Origin of the sequence: Turneriella parva DSM 21527 (assembly GCF_000266885.1) — a bacterium.
GTDB classification, from domain to species: Bacteria; Spirochaetota; Leptospiria; order Turneriellales; family Turneriellaceae; genus Turneriella; species Turneriella parva.
In genome coordinates, this window is record NC_018020.1 from 3844068 (window position 1) to 3865063 (window position 20996).

Annotated in this window: 18 protein-coding genes and 1 tRNA gene; 10 read left to right on the forward strand and 9 right to left on the reverse strand. The window is 55.3% G+C overall.

The features are described 5' to 3' along the window. The first annotated feature begins 11 nt into the window (after positions 1-11). From TURPA_RS18525 to hisD, 3 genes are read left to right on the forward strand one after another with little or no spacing between them, the layout of a single operon-like run. Entirely contained in the window at positions 12-314 is a 303-nt protein-coding gene (locus tag TURPA_RS18525) for a hypothetical protein (protein ID WP_157210594.1), read from the forward strand. A 32-nt stretch (positions 315-346) separates the two neighbouring features. Continuing rightward, the gene (locus TURPA_RS22295; protein ID WP_014804794.1) at positions 347-1417 is read left to right on the forward strand and encodes an adenylate/guanylate cyclase domain-containing protein; all 1071 of its coding nucleotides are present in this window, start codon (positions 347-349) and stop codon (positions 1415-1417) included. A 2-nt stretch (positions 1418-1419) separates the two neighbouring features. Next, positions 1420-2754 carry a histidinol dehydrogenase gene (gene hisD, locus TURPA_RS18535; protein ID WP_014804795.1) on the forward strand — a complete coding sequence of 445 codons (1335 nt, stop codon included), beginning with the start codon at positions 1420-1422 and terminating at the stop codon, positions 2752-2754. A 219-nt stretch (positions 2755-2973) separates the two neighbouring features. Here hisD and pyrB read toward each other — a convergent pair whose 3' ends face one another. Beyond that, complete coding sequence (gene pyrB / locus TURPA_RS18540; RefSeq protein ID WP_014804796.1) at positions 2974-3906, reverse strand: aspartate carbamoyltransferase; 933 nt, start codon at positions 3904-3906, stop codon at positions 2974-2976. A gap of 92 nt (positions 3907-3998) precedes the next feature. Here pyrB and TURPA_RS18545 point away from each other — a divergent pair, with 92 nt between their 5' ends. Further along, positions 3999-4946: a hypothetical protein gene (locus TURPA_RS18545; RefSeq protein WP_014804797.1), complete on the forward strand. Its 948-nt coding sequence runs from the start codon at positions 3999-4001 to the stop codon at positions 4944-4946. A gap of 279 nt (positions 4947-5225) precedes the next feature. Beyond that, complete coding sequence (locus TURPA_RS18550; protein ID WP_014804798.1) at positions 5226-5741, forward strand: LIC_12238 family plasminogen-binding lipoprotein; 516 nt, start codon at positions 5226-5228, stop codon at positions 5739-5741. A gap of 1 nt (position 5742) precedes the next feature. Here TURPA_RS18550 and TURPA_RS18555 read toward each other — a convergent pair whose 3' ends face one another. Together TURPA_RS18555 and TURPA_RS18560 are read right to left on the reverse strand one after the other, a co-directional pair. Beyond that, entirely contained in the window at positions 5743-7242 is a 1500-nt protein-coding gene (locus tag TURPA_RS18555) for a caspase family protein (protein ID WP_014804799.1), read from the reverse strand. 488 nt (positions 7243-7730) lie between these two features. Beyond that, positions 7731-9944 (reverse strand): PP2C family protein-serine/threonine phosphatase, encoded by a 2214-nt coding sequence (locus TURPA_RS18560; RefSeq protein WP_014804800.1) that lies wholly within the window; start codon positions 9942-9944, stop codon positions 7731-7733. A 116-nt stretch (positions 9945-10060) separates the two neighbouring features. Here TURPA_RS18560 and TURPA_RS18565 point away from each other — a divergent pair, with 116 nt between their 5' ends. Beyond that, on the forward strand, positions 10061-11074 hold the full coding sequence (locus TURPA_RS18565; RefSeq protein WP_014804801.1) for a M14 family zinc carboxypeptidase: 1014 nt from the start codon (positions 10061-10063) through the stop codon (positions 11072-11074). 61 nt (positions 11075-11135) lie between these two features. Next, positions 11136-12815: a GNAT family N-acyltransferase gene (locus TURPA_RS18570; RefSeq protein WP_014804802.1), complete on the forward strand. Its 1680-nt coding sequence runs from the start codon at positions 11136-11138 to the stop codon at positions 12813-12815. Here TURPA_RS18570 and TURPA_RS18575 read toward each other — a convergent pair. The 3 genes from TURPA_RS18575 to TURPA_RS18585 are packed head-to-tail and all read right to left on the reverse strand — an operon-like array spanning position 12763 to position 15733. Beyond that, entirely contained in the window at positions 12763-14193 is a 1431-nt protein-coding gene (locus tag TURPA_RS18575) for an ATP-binding cassette domain-containing protein (protein ID WP_014804803.1), read from the reverse strand. The genes TURPA_RS18570 and TURPA_RS18575 overlap by 53 nt on opposite strands. Continuing rightward, entirely contained in the window at positions 14178-15221 is a 1044-nt protein-coding gene (locus tag TURPA_RS18580) for an alpha/beta hydrolase family protein (RefSeq protein WP_014804804.1), read from the reverse strand. The genes TURPA_RS18575 and TURPA_RS18580 overlap by 16 nt, the downstream gene beginning before the upstream one ends. Then, on the reverse strand, positions 15218-15733 hold the full coding sequence (locus tag TURPA_RS18585) for a DUF6580 family putative transport protein (RefSeq protein WP_014804805.1): 516 nt from the start codon (positions 15731-15733) through the stop codon (positions 15218-15220). Before TURPA_RS18585 ends, TURPA_RS18580 begins: the two co-directional genes overlap by 4 nt. Before the next feature lie 200 nt (positions 15734-15933). Between TURPA_RS18585 and TURPA_RS18590 the strand changes: the two genes are divergently transcribed. The 3 genes from TURPA_RS18590 (at position 15934) to TURPA_RS18600 (ending at position 18075) form a co-directional block, all read left to right on the forward strand. Beyond that, a tRNA-Asp gene (locus tag TURPA_RS18590) sits at positions 15934-16007 on the forward strand. Between the two features lie 77 nt (positions 16008-16084). Next, positions 16085-16861, forward strand: coding sequence for a hypothetical protein (locus TURPA_RS18595; RefSeq protein WP_014804806.1), 777 nt, complete (start codon positions 16085-16087; stop codon positions 16859-16861). An 80-nt stretch (positions 16862-16941) separates the two neighbouring features. Further along, the gene (locus TURPA_RS18600; protein ID WP_014804807.1) at positions 16942-18075 is read left to right on the forward strand and encodes an aminotransferase class V-fold PLP-dependent enzyme; all 1134 of its coding nucleotides are present in this window, start codon (positions 16942-16944) and stop codon (positions 18073-18075) included. Here the strand turns inward: TURPA_RS18600 and bioB are convergent. The 3 genes from bioB to bioD are packed head-to-tail and all read right to left on the reverse strand — an operon-like array spanning position 18050 to position 20995. Continuing rightward, on the reverse strand, positions 18050-19093 hold the full coding sequence (gene bioB / locus TURPA_RS18605; protein WP_014804808.1) for a biotin synthase BioB: 1044 nt from the start codon (positions 19091-19093) through the stop codon (positions 18050-18052). The genes TURPA_RS18600 and bioB overlap by 26 nt on opposite strands. Continuing rightward, positions 19077-20342, reverse strand: a complete 1266-nt coding sequence (bioA, locus tag TURPA_RS18610) for an adenosylmethionine--8-amino-7-oxononanoate transaminase (protein WP_014804809.1) — start codon at positions 20340-20342, stop codon at positions 19077-19079. Before bioA ends, bioB begins: the two co-directional genes overlap by 17 nt. Next, a complete protein-coding gene (gene bioD, locus TURPA_RS18615; protein WP_014804810.1) occupies positions 20339-20995 on the reverse strand; it encodes a dethiobiotin synthase in 657 nt (218 codons plus the stop codon). Before bioD ends, bioA begins: the two co-directional genes overlap by 4 nt. Position 20996 lies beyond the last annotated feature (1 nt).

Genomic DNA, 20996 nt, shown 5'->3' on the forward strand with positions numbered 1-20996 from the left:
TAAAGGCCCCTATGCAGCAATACCGTGTCAAAATGCTCATCGCGATGCAACGCGACGGAGCTTTCGTGCATCGCAACGAGTTCTTGCACCCGCGCGGCTTTATGCTGCTCGATGATGCGCTCGAATTCTGCAGCCTTGACATGCAAGATAAGATCAAGAGCGGGTCATATTTTCGTGCGCAGATCTACGGTTTCGACCTCGTGCGCTACCGCAACCTCTGCACGCAGAATATGTATATCGCCTACCGCGTCGCGATTCAGAATGTGAACCGGGCGCTCATCGACAAAGATTTTGAATCCCTGACATATATTTGACCCGCTGAAACTGAAATCACCTCTGACGGCGAATGGCAGCAGCCAAAGCCCGTGTTTTACTGATCGAAGACGACGAAGTTCAGGGCGAGATTCTGCGAACCCTGCTCACGCAAGAGGGCTACGAAGTCGACTATTTCGCGAACGGCCAGACGAGCCTTGCTGTCATTGACGAGCGCAATTACGATCTTGCGTTTATCGACATTTACCTGCCCGACATTTCAGGCCTTGATATTCTCGACCAGCTGCGGTCGCGCCCGCACTACTCGACCACCCCGATTCTCATGATGACGGCCGACGCCACCGAAGACACGTCGGTGCTCGCCCTTGTGAAAGAAGCTGACGAGGTTCTGATCAAACCTCTGCGGCATGCTGAATTTCTCGTCAAGGCACGCCTGTGGCTCGAACGGCACAGTGAACGTGTGCGCCTGCGCGAGGCCAACGAGCGTCTCGAGGCGCAGAGTAAAATTCTGGCGCAATACTTTTCTGACGACGTCATTCAGAAAATTCAGTCGTCGGGCTCAGTGATGGAGCCGGAAATTATCGAGGCGAGCGTGATGTTTTTTGACCTGCGCAACTTCACTTCACTTTCTGAATCCCTCGACCCGAAGAATGTCGCCAATCTGCTGAATATACTCTTTACCGATCTGATGGATCTTATTTTCTCACATGGCGGCTCAGTGAATAAGTTCATCGGCGACGCCATAATGGCGACCTTCGGCGCTCCGCTGAGCCAGGGCAACGATGCACTCAACGCCGTAAAATGCGCCATGGCGATTACAGAATCGATGGCGCTTTTCAACCAGGTGAGACCCGAATACCTTAACCACGACATCGGCTTTGGCATCGGCATCGCATCGGGGCGCGTTTTTTCGGGCACGGTCGGGTCTTTTCGCCGCCTCGAATATACGGTTCTGGGCGACGTCGTCAATGTCGCGAGCAGACTCGAGGGCCTCAACAAGGCCGCAAAAACGCATCTGCTGATCGATGGCGCCACGCAGGCGAAAATCGCCGACCACGTGGTGAGCCGGCGTATTCGTTTTCAGCAACGCATTCGTGGCAAGTCGGTTGAAGTCGAAATTTTCGAACCGCTGCGCTTTAAATAGATATGTCTGCGCTTCTCAAGACTGACCACTACGCGACACTAACAGCCGCAGAAAAGGCTGCACTTTTTTCGCACAGCGCTCTCAACCTCAATGATATTCGTTCAAACACGATAGAACCGCTAGCGGCTGAATTTCAGCAGAACGCCTACACCGCCCTGAAGAATGCACTGCAGCGGTTCGAAGGTAATGTGCCTGAAATGCTGGTGCTGGGTGAAAGCGACATGGCAGCTGCCGCGGCACGCGTCGCGAAAACGCAGCAAGAGACGCTCGCAGCGTTTCGCCTCGCGGCTGCCAATATTGAGAACTTTCACGAGTTGCAGCGGCAGCGAAATTTTTCAGCCGATATCGCCGGCAATGAGCTGGGGGTGCGGTTTGTGCCGTTTGACCGCGTCGCGCTCTATGTGCCGGGGGGCAAAGCGCTCTACCCCTCGACGGTTCTGATGGGTGTTATACCGGCGCGCATCGCCGGGGTCAGAGACATCACAGTTATGACCCCACCCGACCCGCAAACCGGCAGGGTATCTGATATCGTGCTCGCGATGGCGCATGCGGCCGGCGCGACGCGCGTGCTGCAGGCCGGCGGTGCGCAGGCAATATTTGCTGCCGCCTACGGTGTGAGCGAGCTGGGCCTTGAAGCTGCAGATTTCATCTATGGGCCCGGCAATGTTTATGTTTCAGCCGCAAAAATTCATGTGGCGGGTGAAAACCGCTGCGGCATCGATTCGTTTGCCGGGCCGAGCGAAGTTATTGTCATCGCCGACGATTCGGCGAATGCTCGCTACGTGGCCCACGATCTCATGGCGCAGGCCGAACACGATGAAAACGCGCAGGCAATTCTGCTGACCACCTCAACTGAGCTCGGTACACGGGTGAGCGCCGAAATTGAACGTTCACTCGCAGCACGCAGCGATGACGAAAAGCGCAAACAAATTACACTCGATGCAATTCGGCGAAATGGCCGCGTGATTATCGTCGACTCGCTTGAAGACGCGGTGGATATCTCGAACCGTTACGCGCCCGAACACCTTGAAATACAGACTGAACGCAACGACGAAATTCTGGCGCAGATTCGCTGCGCCGGCAGCATCTTCGTCGGCGACCATGCACCGGTCGCTGCCGGCGACTACTATACCGGCACGAACCATATTCTGCCGACTGCGGGCGCCGCGCGCTATGCGTCAGGGGTGAGCGTCTACACCTTTTACCGGCGCATTACCTGGCAGAAGGTCACCCGATCGGGGCTTGAGGCTGGCAAAGATGCGATTTCAGCTATGTCGCGCGCCGAAGGCCTTTTCGCCGAGCACGGCTATTCGGTACTCACGCGTTTTGAAGAGTAGCAGTTTTCTAGAGTCGGAGACTGATAGCAGGCTTTCGGCAAAGAGAAATCCTGAATTCAGGGCTGCACGACAGGTCGCAAAACGGCACAATTCAGTAAAAGTTCCGCGATTTTCGTAGCGAAAATCGCTTTATGAACGGGCCTCTGCCCGCTTTTCCTGGATAGCGCCGTTTTGCCGACAGGTTAAGATTTCAATTGCGGCGACCTGCCGCGCAGCCCCTCAGGGCAGCTCAACCTGCAACAGCCCCAGAATCAGCGCCATGCGCACGTAAAGACCGTTATTAGCCTGTTCAAAATAGACCGCTGACCGGTGTGAGTCGAGATCAGTTGCCACTTCACTGAGCCTGGGCAGCGGATGCATCACGATTATATCTTCGCGGCAGCGGCCAATGAGCTCGCGGTCGACGATGTACGCATCTTTGAAGCGTTCGTATTCGCGGTGGTCGGTAAAACGCTCTTCTTGAATGCGCGTGATGTACCCCACGTTGACGCTGCGTAACGCTTCGATATCCTCCGTTTTTTCGTAGCTGACGCCCGCCTTGTCGAGCAGGTCTGCGTACTTCTGCGGCAGCTGCAGCTCATTCGGGGCGATAAAAACCATATGCACACCATAATGGCTGAGCAGCTGTATCAGCGAGTGGATCGTACGCCCGAACTTGATGTCGCCGACAAAGGCCACCGATGTCTTGGCGCGTTCAAGATAGCCGTGACGGTGAATCGTATAGAGGTCGAGCAGGCCCTGCGTCGGGTGTTCACCCGCACCGTCACCCGCGTTGATCACCGGAATTTTGATGCTACGGGCAGCAAGCGACGAAGCCCCTTCAACTGAATGCCTGATAGCGCAGATGTCGCTGTAAGATTCGACCATTTTGAGCGTGTCAAAAAGCGTTTCGCCCTTCGCCAAAGACGAAAACTGCACTCCCACAGTTGAAATCACCCGGCCGCCGAGCCTGTGCATCGCAGCTTCAAACGACAGCCGGGTGCGCGTTGACGGCTCAAAAAAGAGCGTTGCGAGAATGTAATCGTCGAGCAGCTTCAGGTTCTTTTTTGACCCGAGCAGGCCTTCGAGCCGGCGCGACGTTTCAAGAATTTCGGCCAGGTCTTGCGGCGAAAACTGCTGCGCCGAAAGTATAGACTGGCCTTTCCAACTCACGGGTTATGGCTCATGAAAATGCATCGCGACGTCAAGCCATAGCACTTTTCAGTTGCGCTTTTCGCCGCGTCTGCAACCCCAGATGCGGATTTATGAAACGCCTGACGGCCACAACGTTGCTCCTTATTTTTGCCCTCGCCTGCCGCAAAAGCCCGCATCCTTCGGGCGGCGAACTTGAAAAGCTGATCGGGTCGCCGGTTGAGAAAATACTCCTGCAGAAAAAATACCAGCTCGATGCATCGGCTTCGCTCGAAGACATTACCCTCTATGAAACTGCGCAGAAAACGCACCTCGCGGTTCTGACCCCGGCCGATAAAGGTTACACGCTGCTGCGCCACCACGAATTCGGTTCGGCCCTGATTGAACCTAAGGTCTTCTTTATAGCAACCGGCAACAAGAAGTCGCACATTCTGCTCACGTATGGCAGCGGTAAAAAAACCATTGCGCTCTTTGATGCGACGGCGTTCATACAAACTTTTGAAGGAGATGCCTTCGATACGGCGAGCGTCAAGATGACAAAGGTCGAAGAAAAACCCAATGACGAAATTCTAAACCTCGGGCAAAACGCATACCGCTTCAACGGCATGCAGTGGCTACCGTGGCAGGCAGACGAAATCTGGCCTTTTCTCGAAGTTTTTGAAGTGGCCGGCGAACAGAGCGTGATTGAAATCTCGAACCGCGGGCAATTCGGCACGCGCGCGCTGGTCACGCTGGCTTTTCCCGAAGTGAAGGCGAGCGACCTCGCGAGCCGGCTGAGGCTCACCAAAGAAATACCGACCGTCAGCCTCTACAAACCCGGCGCGTCAGTGCACAAGAACGGCGGCGGCAATGTCGCTCTGCCCCACCCGCTGGTTGAGATTCGCAAAGACTCATGGAGCAAGAACGCGCGCATTAAGTTGCCGCTCTTCATGTCAGGCATTCGTGAAATTACAATGCGCGCCGTCTATTCTCAGCGCGGGCAGAACCTGAACTGGCCAGCCGCAGCCGGCCCCGGCATCGTCAAAGACGGGCAGGGTTATTTCGCGGCTCAGCGAAAGTAGCGCGCCAACGCGTGACCAGGCGGGAACTCGCGAAGCATAACACAAAAGGCGCATTTTCTTGGCGATGCGAATTGCGATGCCGCCAAGGGCGGCAAATCAGCGCAAATTCAGGCGGCTTTGCGCCCCGCGCATAGCGAATCGCTTCGATTCGCGGAGGAATTTGCGTTGATTAGCAGTTCGCATGGGCAAGAAAATGCGCGTCAGCGAGTTCCCGCCTGATCACAACGCGGTGGGCCTTATTTTTGGCCAGTTTTGGCCGGGGCAAACCGAAAATTAACTATGAGGATTTCAGGTTTTCTGGTGTTGGCAGCGCTATGCGTATCATGCGGCCATTCGCCGGGGCGCTTCGCTTTCACCGTAGCCGACCATTCGAACCTGCCGGCATTGGAACAAAAATTTTTTCAGCCACAGCGTTTTGTCACGTACAAGACTAAACCCGTTTTTGAGCGCGACGACGTGCTCTGGTATGCTTACCGCCCGTCTTCACCCAAGACCGACCGCTACTATGGTATCTCGCTGCAAAAGAAAAGCCTCGGCTATCAAGAAGTTGATCTGCGTAACCGCATGATTGCCGAAGGCCAGGGTATGCTGATCGATCATTACAAGAGCCTCGATGAGGGCGAATACCGGCTCAAAATTGCGTTGAATAATCAGGTTATCGACCAGATCGACTTTATTATCGTCGGTGATAGTTCAGTTGAAACCATCGACTATGAAACGAGTGAGGTTGAAGAGAGCGATACGTCGGCGCCGGTTGCAGCGGTCGCAGCCCCTTCAACCGGCGTCGGCCTCTGACCTATTTTTTGGCGACGAGCCGCTTCAATACAATGTCCAGATTGGTGATCTTGTCGGCTTCTACCGTAATTTCCTGATCGTATTGTTTGATGACTGCGCGGGCAGAACCGCGCAGAAACACCGTGTATTTGCCAGGCTTTACTTCAGTGAACGCAAAAGACCCGTCTTTGCGGCTGGTTGAGGTAGGCTGTTTGAAGTTCGGCAAGGGTTTGATAAAGACGATGAAGCCTTCTGCCCCCTGATCGAACGTTTCGAGGTAGACTTTGCCCGCGATCGCCCCTTTACCGGCGAGCCCGCAGGTAATGGTTTCGGTAGTCGTCTGGTTGGGCTCGATACCCGTCTTCACTACCTGATCGCTGTAACCGCCGGCTTTGATCGTGACGTTGTGCACGCCGCTTGGCACTTTGCTGACAGTGATCTGTGCAGTTTTGCCCCAGGCTCCGTAGTCGACGTATTGCAGATTAAAATCGTACTCCTCATTGTCGATAAAGACCTGAATGCCGCCCGCTAGCTGGGCCTTGGTATAGGTCGTCTTGATGACGAGCGTGCCCGTTTTTTTATTCGTGGGGTTCTGTGGCTCTTCGGGGGTAATCGGCGGTGCAACCTCGGGCTCAGGTACCACCACCGGCACGGGCGGCAACACCGGCGCCGGCGGGGGCGGCGCCACTGCAGCGGCGACAAAGAAGAAGCCAGAAGCATCGCCGCTGATCTGCGGCACCTGTTTGTGGTTGGCCTTCTGCGCCATTTTGGTGGTTTCGTTTCGCGCCTTGAAGAAGGCCTCATAGGCGGTGATGCTCTTATCACCATTCAGGTCTGCGTCGAGTATTGCCTTGCTGAAATAATACGTGAAGATGCCATGTTCAATCGGTTTGCCGAGTTCGATTGCGGTCTCGTTGTCGTCAGACGACGAAATCACCACCTTGTTCTGAAAGTGTACGCCTTCGAGGTCTTGCAACACAGCATAATCTTGCCCATCGGGTATCGGCACATTGCCTGCGCCGCGCGTCGCAGCGCCTTTTTTCGCTATGCCACCTGAAAAGCAGCAGTCGAGAATAATGACGGCTTTCTTGGTCTTGAGTTTGCCGAACCACTCTGAGAGCTCGTCGTCAGAGACGTGGGGCCGCTGAAACATGATGATGAAGTTGCGCATGCCATTCTTGGCTGCGGGGTCGCGCATGAACTGGCCGTGGCCTGCAAAAAAGAAGAAGACCTGATCACCGTCTTTGACCTGTTTGCCCAGCCAGTCGACAATCGCCGAACGCAGATTCTCGCGCGTCACCTGGTTGGCAAGCAGCACGCGGATATTCTGCTGCTCGAAATTACCCGTCTGTGCGATAGACTTTTTCATAACTTCTGCGTCTTTCTCGCAGAGGCCCAGCGGGCTGATCTCAGAGCCTTTATAGTTGGTACCAACAATCAGCGCAAATTTACGCGCCGCAAAAAGATTGCCAGAGGCAAACACCGAACCCAAAACAAGGCCCGCCAAGATGAATTTTCGCATATTGCTTAGACGCACGACCCGGTCGTGGCGGATAGTTTTTTTCCAATTGGGCCATGCCGCGGGCCGCCAGATTCGCTTCGGAATCAGGTGAGCAAAATGGTAAGATTCGGAAAAGCGGGCGAAGCCCGTTCATGGAGCAATTTTCGCAGAAAATTGCGGAACTTTTTCGAATTTTGTCATTTTGCGGCCTGCGGCGTGGCCTGAGCTGATGAGAACTTTTCTTGAATTCTGCCCTTATGCGACCTGAGACGCGGCCCCGTCGCAGAAAATTGCGGAACTTTTCCGAATTTTGTCATTTTGCGGCCCGTGGCGTGCCCTGAGCTGATGAGAACTTTTCTTGAATTCTGCCCTTATGCGACCTGAGACGCGGCCCCGTCGCAGAAAATTGCGGAACTTTTCCGAATTTTGTCATTTTGCGGCCCGTGGCGTGCCCTGAGCTGATGAGAACTTTTCTTGAATTCTGCCCCTATGCGACCTGAGACGCGGCCCTACCCCTTCAACAACTGCTCCAACCTCTCCGCATTCTTGCGTATTTCTTCATTCTCAGGCTCATGCACGAGCGCCTTCTCGATCGCAAAGCGTGCGAGGGCATATTTACCGAGATTGAGACAGGCAATCGCGAGGTTATTGAACGCCAGAGCGTAATTCGACCTGAGGCTGATCGCCTCGCGCGCGTGGCGTTCGGCGATTTCGAAGCGTTTCTGCATGATTGCGATCGAACTCAGAAAATAAAAAACCTCGGCGTTCTGCCGGCTGAGGTCGGCGTACGCATGAAAGTAGCGCTCGGCGGTTTCGATGCGTCCGAGGTCGAAATTCACCGCCCCGGCTGTCTTGAGCGAAAGCAAATTCTTGCCATAGAGTTTGATGGCTTCGTCGAGCAATTTCACTCCATTCTGGCGGTCGCCCTGCTCGATCTGCTGGTACGCGCGCGCTGCCATCTGCAGAAAGCGTGAATATTCGCGGTTCACTTCTGCCATGAGAATCGAAATGTCGTCGTTAGGTTTATTGCCTTCGGCGAAACGAAACACTTCGGCGACGATGAAGGGTACGGCTTCGGCGGCCGGCAGCGGGCGCGCGCTCTGCAAGATGGCGTCGAAGCGTTCTATGCCCAACTCTTCGCCGCTGCTGTTGCGTATTTCAATGAGGCCGTCGGTATAGAGAAACAGCCTGTCGCCGGCAAAGAGTCGCTCTTCTTTTTCGCCGTAACTTTCATTCGCTTCGGGCATTGCCCCGACAAAGAGTCCATCGGTATCGAGTGATTCGATTTCACCCGACTCGGCGCGCAGAATTTTTGCCTGCTGGTGCGAGGCGTTGCCATAGTAGAAATGGTGGGTCTCATCGATGGTGAGGTAGAAGGCAGTCAGGTAATCTTGTGTCGTGACGATCTTCAGCAGCTGGTCGTTGACATCGCGAAACGTCTGCGCTGGCGAGTGCGAGCTTTGCGCCGAGCGAGCAAACGTCACCTTTGCCATGGTCGTGATGAGCGCAGCCGGCACGCCGTGGCCAGAGACGTCGGCGATGAGAACTCCCAGCCGGTTGCCGTGCGCAGGAAAAACATCGTAGTAGTCACCCGAAACTTTTTCCATCGGCTTGTAATAGCCATAGAATTTCAGACCGTTCCACTCGTCGATGCTCGCGGGTATAATACCTTTCTGAATCTCTGACGCGAAATCGAGTTCCATCTGAATCAGTTTGTCTTTTGCATGCAGAGCTTCGTTGGCATTCGTGAGCTCGGCGGTGCGCTCATCGACCTTGCGCTCGAGGTTGTGCTGGTAATCGCGAATCGTGGTCGTAGCAGTATTGAGGCCCGTGGCGACGTTGATGAATTCGGTGTCGAGCGCCTGCGGAAACAGCATCACGTCTTTGCCGTCACGAATGCTCACCGAAGCTGCCTCGATTTCGCGCAAAGACTGCAAGACGATTGAAAAGAGCATGTACGCCATAATCGCCGCGATCGCGATCGCAAAGATCGAAAAGCGAATCATCACGGGAAATTCAACGTTGTAGTAGACCATAAAGTTCGAGACAAACAAGGTCGCGACCATGATCATAATAAAAAAGAGAATCTTCGAGCGCACCGTCGAGAGCGATATCTCTTTGAACTCCACCTTTTTTTCGTACATGATCTGCTTCACGCGCGTGCGCATCTCGCCGGTGACGAGTTCGGTAATCACGGCCGCAAAGCCGGCATGTATGAAACCGGCGATAACAGCAATCACGCCGACCTGAATCAGGTTCACAAAGCTGTAGTTCTGCCAGCGGTTGAGGTAGACGACAACACCGGCGACGATCATGACGACCATCGCCACCGACATGTACGCATTTTCACGCGGCAGGTAGCACAGCATGCGGTGCAGCTCGCGGTACTGGTCGGCGTTGAGATCGCGGCGAATGTCGATTTTTAACCAGGTTTCGCCGCGCACGATTGCGCGGTTCAAAAGGCGCATGCCGCGGGTGAGACCTGAAAAACCGATCTTGTGCAAGATACCGAAATAGAGCCCGTGGATCACGGTGGTAAGACCCGCAATCGCACCGACGACCAGAATCAGCTTATCGATGGCTGGCAGCTTGATCGCGTAACTGTAGTAAAGAACGAACACAAATGTGATGATACCTGCATAGAGGGCGCTCGAGGCTGCAGAGGCGCCAAACGAGAGAATATTGGCAACAATGTAAAAAGTCGGTAAAAACAGCCGCCGCATTCTCTTTTGAAGATCGGAAAGTTAGACGTGGCGGCAGTATAAAAAACGGCAGACTGCGGGTACGCCGCTGATGCTTCGTCAATTGACGAAGTGTTTCCCGCACACCTTTTGCCCTCATGTCTGCCACCAGCGAAATTTTGCACTTTGATCGCTGGGAAAGGCGCCTGCTGCGCTTCGTGCGCCGCCATGAAGGCCTGGTGCGCATTCGCCAGCTCGACTTTTCGACCCCGACCCGGCACGGCCAGCGCTGGCCCATCTATATGCTCGAAATCGGTAAACCCGCAGCCTTCAGGCGCCACACCGTTTCGCTTGTTTCCGGGGTGCACGGGCTCGAAACGATCGCGATTCGCATTCACCTCGATATACTCAAGAATATGCTGAACCCGAAAAGTGCCTGGTATTCAGAACGCCTGCTGAAGGGCAAGTTTGGCATTAACTCGATTCCGATTCTGAATCCCGCGGGGGTTGCGGCAGAGACGCGGGCCAATGGCCGGGGCGTTGACCTCAACCGCAATTCGGGCATAGATGCCGAAGCCGGATCTATCCCGTTTTTCGGCGGCCACCATATTTCACCGGCGCTGCCCTATTACCGCGGCCGGGCGCTGCAGCGCGAATCTCGCGCGCTTTTCAGGTTTTTGAGCGACTACGCGCTGAAGGGCCGGCGGCAAGTACACACGGCGGTCGATCTGCATTCGGGTTATGGCTCACAGAATTATCTCTGGTGGCCCTATTCGTTCAGCAAAAAGCCGGTTTACCAGAAGGCGGTTTTCGAAGACATGGGCGCGCGCCTGAAGGCCAGGCATGCCGATTACCGCATTGAGCCGATGGCGGCAAGTTACCAGACCCACGGCGATCTGTGGGATAGAGCCCTCATCGAGTTTGAAGCCGCGCAGGCAAAGCTGAGCGCGCGAAAAAAGTCGCTGTTTCTGCCCCTGACCCTTGAAATTGGCACGTGGCGTGAACTGCGCAAGAACCCGGTACGTCTGCTGAAGAAACAGAACATATTTAATCCCCCTGAAAAGAGCCGCAAAGACTATCTGCGTAAGCACCGCCAACTTTTGTGGGATATAGTGCACCTGCATGGCCGCCGGGCAGCACGAAAGGCCGCGCTGAAACTGCATATCGGTTGACGCCGCAGGCAGAAAGCTACAGGCGTCCTTTAATTCGTCATTTGACGAATTAACAAAACTTATGAGTATCAGCAGCGCACTCTACACCCCCGAATTCCAGAACCTGAAAGAGTCCCTTTTCAGGCGCAAGAGTCTCCCGTTTGCCGACCTTGTCGAGCGGGTACGCGACGAGCTCGACCTCGAAATCATGGTGAGCCTCAGGGACAGGGAAAAAATACCCGCTGAGGGCAGATTGCTCATCGCGGCAAACCATCCTCTGGCGTTTTTAGACCTTATCGCGGTCTATTCGACAGTACACGGCATCAGACGCGACATCACGGTTGTCGCCGATTCGCTTTCAGAATTTACGGGGGACGACGGCACAGTCGTCGTCAATAGCGGCAAACAGCAGCCCTACGCCACACTCAAGAAAATTCAAAAAGCGCTGAATGAAGAACGGGCGGTGATTTACTTTCCCGCTAAAACCCGGCATTGGCGGCTGAGACAGATCAGCGACGGGGACTGGTCGAAGGCAGTTGCGCAGATGGCGACGCTCTGGCAGGTACCCGTCGTGGCGATGCACATTGCAGCGCGTAATCGCCTCTCTCACTATTTCTGGACAGCGGTTTCAGGACTCTATTCAGATATCTCGCTTGATTCAGAGATCAAAAGCCAGAAGCATTCGTCGATTGCGCTGACGGTCTCGCACCCGATTTTGCCCGAGGCATTCGCGGGTATAAAAGCCGGGGCTGCAGCAAAACTTCTGCGCCGGCACGTCTACCAGATCGGCCGCGGCAAACCCGGCACCTTTCGCACGACCAAGAATATCGTTCACCCAACCGACAAGAAACAGATTCTGAATGACATCATGCAGGCCGAAGTACTCGGCGAGACCGAAGACAAGATCAGTATTCTGCTGGTTCGTTACGAAACCGCCCCAGCGCTCATGCGTGAGATCGGCCGCCTGCGTGAGCTGACGTTTCGAAAAGTCGGCGAAGGTACGCTCAGAAAAATCGATCTCGACGAATTTGACGAACATTACCTGCACATCGTGCTGTGGGACGCCGCAGAACTCGAGGTAGTCGGCGCATACCGCCTCGCTGCCGGCGACGAAATTTACCGCCAGCGCGGCACATCGGGGTTCTACACTTCTACTCTCTTTCGCTTCAACGAAGAATTTGAAAAGTACCTGCCGCAGTCGCTCGAGCTCGGCCGCAGTTTCGTGCAACCGGCTTACTGGAACAGCCAGGCACTCGACTACCTCTGGCATGGAATCGGCGCTTTCATGGCGAAAAACCCGCAATACAACTACCTGTTTGGGCCGGTATCGGTGAGCGCGTCGTATTCTGTCGAAGCACGCGAGATGCTGGTCTGGTTTTACAGCCGCTGGTTCGGCAAGACTGACGGCCCGGTGCGGGCGAAGCACCGTTTCGCCTACCGCGCGGGCCATCTGCAGCAGATCGAAAAGGCCTTTAAAGCTGAAGATTACAAACAGAGCTTTAAGGAGCTCAAACAGAACCTCAAGCATTACGGCTATAGCGTACCGACGCTGTACAAACAGTATACAGAACTCTGCGACGAAGGTGGGGTCAGTTTTTTCGACTTTGGCATCGACAAAGATTTCAATAACAGCCTCGATGGCTTTATTTTTCTCGATATCTCAAAAATTAAAGAGGCCAAACTCGAGCGTTACGTCTACAGCAAACGCGCTAAAGAAGAATGGACAGCCGACCGTGAGCGAGTTGCCAGTCTGACAGTCTGAACTTAAGACCGTTGCGAATATCGAGAATTCGCTCATTGGCAGCGATGACAACTGCAGCTTCTGCCGGCAAAGCGTTCAGATAGTCGAGCGCCTGAGAAAAAAACCGATCGCTGAGAGCCATGAAACCCTCGTCGATGAGGTAGACAGGTGCGGCTTCGAGAAATGCTCTCGCCAGCAGCACCCGTGTTTTTTCACCCTCTGAAAGCGTCTGAAAATGGCGCGGTAAAAATTCTTTCAAATGAAACGCTGCGACCACGGCGTCGCAGGCTTCGGGCAGAGTTTCGGGAAAACTATAGAGCGAACCTGAAAGCCTTGAAGCGAGCACATTGGCAACAGTCATCTCTGGCAAAAAGTAATCAAAATGCGCAGCGGCAACGAGCTGAACCCGCCGCCAAAGCTGCGGCCTCGTTTCATGCTCGAGTGCATGCAAGAAACCGAGCGTGCCGCTTTGCCAGGCAGGCCTGAAATCGCCATGCAGAATGCGCAGCAGCGTGGTCTTACCCGAGCCATTCGGCCCGGTGAGTAGTATACGATCGCCTGAACGCAAGGTAAACGAAACCCCTTTGAAAATCGGTTGAAAATCGTGATAGAAATCAGCGTTGTCGCATTTCACTAAGTCTACGGGATCTGGTACACCCGGCGCTGCGACACGAATGTCAGCCCCGGTCGCCTGCGCACGCGGCACAATCTCAAACTCGGTTACAACCCCGCTGCGCACCTGCCATGTGCGTGTCGCCAACTGCAGCTGCCGCGCGGGAGCACCGTGGCCGGTGAACAGCACGGCGGCAGATGGTGATAGCCCAGATATCCAGCTGATAACTTCGCCGGCAATGCGATCAGACAGGCTATTGAAAACTTCATCGAGCAGGTAAAGCCTCCGCTCGAACATGTCGGCGCGTGCAATAGCCGCGAGGCGCATTTCGCCGAGCGACATCGTTTTGAGTTTGCGGGACGCGAGCGCCTGCAGATGCCAGCGCCCGATCACGGCGTCTACCCGGTGTATGTCTTGCGGCGCGGGGTCGCGGTAGAGAAAATCATCGCCATCACTATGGCCAAGCAATAAGTCACGTACCGTCTGCTGCGCATAGATTTTCTGCAGTCGCAGCTGCTCTTCGCGGCCCACGAGGGCAACATAACGCCTCAGGTGAAACAGTGACTCATGCGGCGCAAGCCACGGAAATTTTCGCTCACCCTGGTTTTGCCACGGATGCAATCTGCCGGCGAAGAGTGAAAGCAGCGAAGATTTGCCTGCGCCGTTTTCCCCTGAGACATAGATACGATCACCCGAATGAATTTTGAGGTTCAGATCAGTCAGAACAACTTTACCGGCGCGCGCGACGGATGCACCTTCTACTGAGGCGATCAGGTTCGGGCCCATCGAAAATACCAGGCAAACCCTAATACCAACCGCCAGACATCGGGCAGCTGTTTCAGCGAGACCGCGGTGTCTGCATGGCCGATAAACGGCGAAACCACCAGCCGCGCGCGCTGCATCAGCGGGTAGAGTTCTGTTGATTCACGCGCGGGTATCACGTCATCACTTTCGCCGTGCAGCAGAAAAACCGGCGCTCTGACTTCGGCAGCGACTTCAGCCACATTATAAGCGGCCAGGGTATCGCTCATGACTGTAAGCAACTGCGTGCCCAGCTCACGGCGAAAGGGCTTATCGTTTTCAATTTTTTGCAAGATCCGGCGCTGCCCCGCAGTCAAACGCTTCATTTCTGCCAGCGCCATGTTTGTGGGTGAGAAGCCCGCAAGGTTTTCGTTACGCGATGCCGTACCGTTCCAGTTGTCGTGCGCCGCGGCCAGATAATAGCGCTTGAGCCCCTTGCCGATCTTGAGCCGGGGTAGAAAATTGGCCAGAATAATCAGCCGAGCATACGCGTCGGCGTCATCGGTGTGCATGAGGTAATGCAGCGAACGTTCAATGCGCGAGAAAGCGCCCAGAGCGCAGATTGCAGAAATGCGGCCCGCGATGCGAGGGTCAGCTGCAGCCTTCAGGCAAATCGCCCCCGAAAAAGAAGGAGCGAACAGCGCCACACGGCCGTTCGAGCATAAATCCGCATTATCGCAAATGGATTCAACGAGGCCGATAAACACCTCAATACTTTCACCTGTTACCTGCAGGTTGCGTATATCGGGAATTTCAGGACAGATAACGCGAAACCCCGCCTCTGCGAGTGCCGCCGCCGCTTTCATCTGCCTTGGGTCAGAGATGCCCAAAGGCGACATGCCGTGCAGAAAGACGATCGTGTCGGTAACGGTATTTCGCGGTTCGTAAAGATCAGCTGCGAAACGTTTCTTGCGCAGGTTAAGCGTAAGGTTTTTGCGCCGTGCGAGTGAACGCACCGAGCCGCTGCGCTGCTGCGCCAGAATAAAGCGCAGAGCCGACCCGAAGCCTGTCAAACTGCTGGCGCAGACAGACGGCGCTCGGGCGCCGTCACGAAAATGTGGTGCATCGAAAAGAGCACGGCGGTGAAGACCATATCACCGGCGAGTGAATTCTGAAAAAAGGGCAGAGCCATCGCGAAACATTCACCAAGCCCCTGAAGATTTTTGGCATAGAGGTCTTGCATTATAAAGACGCCGAGGTTTGTGACGACAAAAAAGAGCACGCTACCCGCCATCGTTATGGCGACAATTCTCAGTACCGAACGGTTCTCACGCAAAAGGTTGCCCAAAAACGCCGCAAGCAGCATCGAGGCGTAAACAAACGGCAGAGTCGAATGCATGCCCAAGAAGAAGTCTGAGACAACCATCGCCAGAAGCGCAACTGTGAAGCCGATATAGCGGTTCGCAAAGACTGCCGACCCGAAGAGAGCCACTGCCATGACTGGGCTGAAATTGGGTGGGTGTGGCAAAAAACGGGTAATCGCAACGGCCAGAATAAGCCCGGTGGCGATGAACAAATTGCGCATTGACATGCAGCTCGATCGCGCCGGCGATTCGCAACGTCAAGGCGAATTGAAAATGGCCGCGGCTCCGCCATGCCCGTGCATAACCTAGAGCGAGCTGCCGTGCAGCTCTTTGAGAATTCGTAGACAGCGAGTCTCACGTGTAGAAACTGCCGTCACCTGAAAGGGTGAATTCGGCCTCTGGGCCGGGTTGAATGATAACTGGGGTTGTAGCTCAGTTGGTTAGAGCATCCGCCTGTCACGCGGAAGGCCACGGGTTCAAGTCCCGCCAACCCCGCAATTTTTCGACCGCTTTGAATAACCTGACAATCCTAAACCCGCTTTCCCGCCTGTCTGCGACAGGTCTTATGTCACATGGCAAATGAGCTGACCAAAGGTCTGCAGTACCTCACGGTGCTCGGCCCCGGCAAGGTTATCGTGCTCTTGTCGACGATGCCGGGCGACAAGCTCAACTACCTTTCGCGCCATATTGAACACAAGAAAATTCTGAAGGTGCTCTCGCATACCTCGGTGCGCCAGGTTTCGGCGATCGTGCGCCAGAGTAACGTCGAGGCGCTGGTGACGCTGATGAATTCGCTCGAGGCCGATGCGACGATTGAACTCATGAACCGGCTCGATCTGGCGACGATTGTACTTTTTCTGACGAACCTCGATACCGAGAGGCTCGTGAAAATTGTCGCGGGCGTCGGTGTCGAGCGCATGCTCGAGCTCTTGAAAGCAACGGGCAGCGAGCGAGCGCTCGTGCTCACGCAGCAGATTCCCGCCGAGAACCTCGTGGGCCTCATCAAAAAAGTACCGATGTCGCAGCTCGCCCCCCTCGCCAATCAGCTGAGACCTGAATTTTTGCGCGACCTCGTGCGTACCGATTCGGCCGACCACATGGCCGCCCTTGTCAATGCAGTAGGATCTAAAAACGTTCTGCAACTTGTGCACCACTTGGGCGAAAAAGACGTTCTGCATCTGGCACAGCATTTTAAAGCCCAGAAATTGAAGAACCTGATCTACATGATACATGCCATGAAGTTAAAGCCGCAAAAGGTGGCGAAGACTCCGAAAAAGAAAAAGGCTGTGGCGAAGAAGAAACTCCCAAGAAAGAAAAAGTCTGCACCGAAGCGAAAGCCGCCTGTCTGAAAGGCCCCATGCGCAGCAGCACTTATAATCCCCAAAAAATCGCGACGCGCTGACCCAATCTCTGCGTGCGCTCATGGGTCATGACTGACTTTGCCGCGCTGCGCCGCGAATTCGATGTGGCACCCAATCTTGTCTGGCTGAACAACTGCGGGGTGAGCATACCGCCGCTGGGCCCGACGCGTGAAGTCAAGAACTACCTCGACGCCTTCATGCGCGAAGGCATTCTGCAGTCTTATAAACCCCACGGGCAGATTAAGCGCAACATACAGTCGCGCTTTGCAGAGCTCTTGGGTGGGTCGGCGCATGAATATGCGATACTCAACAACACCGCAGAGGGCATGACCTTTATCGCGCAGAGCCTGCCGCTCGAGCGCGGCGACAAGATTCTGCTGGTCGAGCGCGAATACCCGAGCAATGTCTATCCGTTTTTGCAGCTGAAGCGGCAGGGTGTTGAAATCGCCTTTGTCTCGCCGGGTAAATCAACCGCCGAATTTCTCGAAAATATTCGCGCCGAGCTCACGACCAATGTGCGCGCCATGTCGCTGTCGGCTGTCGATTGGCTGACGGGGCTCAAATTTGACCTCGCGGCGATTGGCCGTCTGCTCAGAAGCCGGGGCGTCGCATTCATTCTCGACGCAGCCCAGGGCGCCGGCCATGTCGACATCGACGTTAAGGCGTTGGGTGTCGACGCCATGGCGTTCTCATGTTGGAAATGGCTGCTCGGCCCTTTGGGTTCAGGCGGGTTATTTATCGACGACGAATTTTTGAAGAAGCTCGACATTCGCGTGGCGGGCACCTCTTCTGTCAAAAACGACGACGTCTATCTGCCGCACCGCGAAGACTACAAAGAAAGCGTCGAGCGCTTCATGCTGTCGACGGCGCCCTATATGAACTGGATTTTTCTGTCAGAGTCACTCGATTTTTTGCACCGTATTGGTTTTGATGTGGTGCAGGCGCGACTCTTTGAACTCGCTGATGCGGTATCAAAGCTGCTGGGCGATCATGGCTTCGAGGTCTTACGCGACAGTTTCGGCGCTGAAAAAAGCGCCATCGTCTGCGCGCGCCGAGGGGACGACATGGGCGCAATGTATGTGAAGCTGATGCAGGCAGGCGTGCAGTGTGCGCTGCGCGAAGGCTATCTGCGCTTCTCGCCACACCTGAATGTCTTTGAAGAAGACCTGGGCCGTTTCAAGAAGATACTTGCGGAAATTTAAGCAGATCTTTCACCCGCTGCGGCGAATAACCGACGCCAGCATTTGCAGCCAGGGTGAAGGGTTCTCCGGCGGCGGTTTCAGCGTGGTACCCGGCGTCTTCAATCAGCTGCAATGTTTCGGCGAGATTCGAGCCCTGCACGTTGAGGTATCCCGAAGCGAACAGGGAATTCGCAACCATAAGCGCCGCTCCCTGTAATGAGCGCAGGTGTCCCTCGCGGCCGGCGGCGATGCGAATTTCAGAAGCGGCATTCAGCAATCTGAACACGATCAATACCCGAAGGCAATATTCAGGCGTCAAAGTCTGCGCATTTTCGATCGCATGCCCCGGCACCGGAATAAAAAAGTTCACCGGTATTGAAGCGACTCTGAGTCTCGCCAGCTCTTGCGCCGCTTCGACGAGGTGCTGCGGCTTTTCGCCCAGGCCGACAATGACTCCTGAGCAAAGGCCAACGCCTGCGTTGCTCAGATTTTCGAGTGTCTCTACCCGGTCGCGGTAGGTATGCGTCGTGCAGATTTCACCGTAATGCTCTTCTGCGGTATTCAGGTTATGGTTATAGCGATCAAGCCCTGCAGCAGACAAAACTTCTGCCTTCTTCTTGTCGATGAGCCCCGCAGAAAGGCAAACGCGCAGGCCGAGGTCGGCGTTGATTCTGCGAATAAGTTCTGCAAGTTCTTCGGTGCGTTTGGCCGAAGGCCCCGTGCCTGCTGTCACCATGCAGAACCGGTAGGCGCCCGCAGCCTTCGCGGCTTCAGCCTCGGCATAGATCGCCTCGTTGGCTTTTAAGCTATAGGGTTCGATGCCTGAATTTGCGTCTTTGCGCTGCGCGCAATAGCCGCAGTCTTCGGCGCAGCGCCCGTTCTGAATATTATCGAGAATGTGAATGCGCACCGCTTTACCGAAATGGCGTTCGCGCACTTCTGCGGCTTCAGCGAGCGCCGCATAGAGCGGCACCCTGCCCTCAAGAATGTCGAGCGCGTGCGCCGCCGTCGCGGGCGCAATTTCACGGTTCGTAGTCATCGATAATTTCTCCGATACAATCAAAGGTCTTTTCCAGTGCAGAATCTGAAATGTTATAGGGCGGCGTCACGTAGATAACATTGCCGAGTGGCCTGAGGATTACCCCCTTAGCCAAAGCCTGCCGCCGCATTTCGGCTGCGTGCTGAAACGTGTAACCGGCTGTGCCCTGCGTCACGAGGTTGCCCGCACTGACCGCACCCAGGCTGCGCGCACCCTGCAACTTACCCTCAAACGCGGTCTCAAGATGGCGCCAACGGCGCTGCATTTTCTGCTGCAGCGCCGTTACCTGCGGCAAGAATCTGTTGTCTGCGCAGAGGGCCAGCGACGCCGCAGCAGCAGCACAGCCAAGCGGGTTGCCGCTCATCGTATGCCCGTGATAAAAGTTTTTTTCGGGTTCGGGCGACGCAAATGCGCGGTGCACACGCTCATTCACCAGGGTCACGGCGAGCGGCAAAGCCCCGCCGGTAAGTCCCTTCGCGAGTGCGAGCAGATCGGGCGAAATGCCTGCGTGCTCAAAAGCGAACATTCTACCAGTGCGCCCGAGGCCTGTAAAGACTTCGTCAAACAAAAGCAGCAGGTCATAACTTTTGCAGATACGGTCGAGCGCGGCAAGAAGCTGCGGCTCTTGAAAATGCATACCGCCTGCGGCCGCGATCAGAGGTTCGATAATAATGCCGGCAACAATGTCGCGGTTTTGCCTCACCCAGCTTTCAATTTCATCGAGCACACCGAGGTCTGTATCTGTTTGAGGATAACGAAACGATTGGGTCTGAAACAGCAAAGGTTCGAACGCGCGGTTAAAGACTGAATCGCCACCGGCACTCATCGCCCCAACGGTATCACCGTGGTAAGCCGGCTCAAATTTGATGAAGACGTTGCGCTTTTTCTGCCCTTCGTTATGCCAGTATTGCACTGCGAGCTTCAACATCACCTCGACTGCAGTCGAGCCATTGTCAGAAAAAAACGTGTGCGTGAAACGGCCCGCAGTCAGGCGCATGAGCGCGCGATCGACGGCTTCGGCGCTTTCATGAATAAACCCGGCAAAAATGACATGGTCGAGTTCGGCGAGCTGCTGCGTTATCGCCCCGGCAATCTGCGGGTGGTTATGGCCGTGAATCACTGTCCACCATGACGCAATGGCATCGACGTAGCGGCGACCCTCGCTATCGAACACATATTCGCGCTGCCCGCGGGTAATTTTCAGGGGCTCGGGCGCGCCCTGTTGCTTTGTGAACGGATGCCAGATCATGCGAGGTATTGCCTCAGGGTTTCTGCCGCATCGAAGCCGGCTGCAAGCTGCCGCATCGCTGCAGCATCGAGGTGGCCTGATTCATTGAGCAGCAGCTCGCCCAAATACCCGGCGCCGGCCAGCTGTAGTACTGTGCGTATGTTGTCTTCTTTCAGCGGCCCCGCTTTGCCGACGAAAATAAATCCGCACACGCTTAACCCAGCCTGGGTCAACGCCGCATGCGACAGCAGCGAATGGTTGATTGTGCCGAGCCCGGTCGATGCCACGAGCACTACCGGAAACCGCAAATCGCGTAACAGGTCGAGGTTAGTGTAATTTCGCGTGAGCGGCACCATCAGCCCACCCGCAAGCTCAACGACGAGTGCCCGGCCGCTATTTTTGATTTGCTGCACCAGATGGTGCGGTTCAATTATTGTGTTCGCGAGCTCTGCCGCATAATGCGGCGAAGCAGCGGTGCTGAAGCTGTATATTTCAGATAATGCCTGATCTTGTTGCAGACCGGCGAGGTCGGCAACTACGGCCCGGTCGCTCGTGTCGCCTGTCTGCACGGGTTTCAGATAGCGAGCGCCATGCCGCGCATATTTCGCCATGATGAGCGCGCTCGCGAGCGTCTTGCCGACATCGGTTCCGGTACCGGCGACGACGAGGGCCATG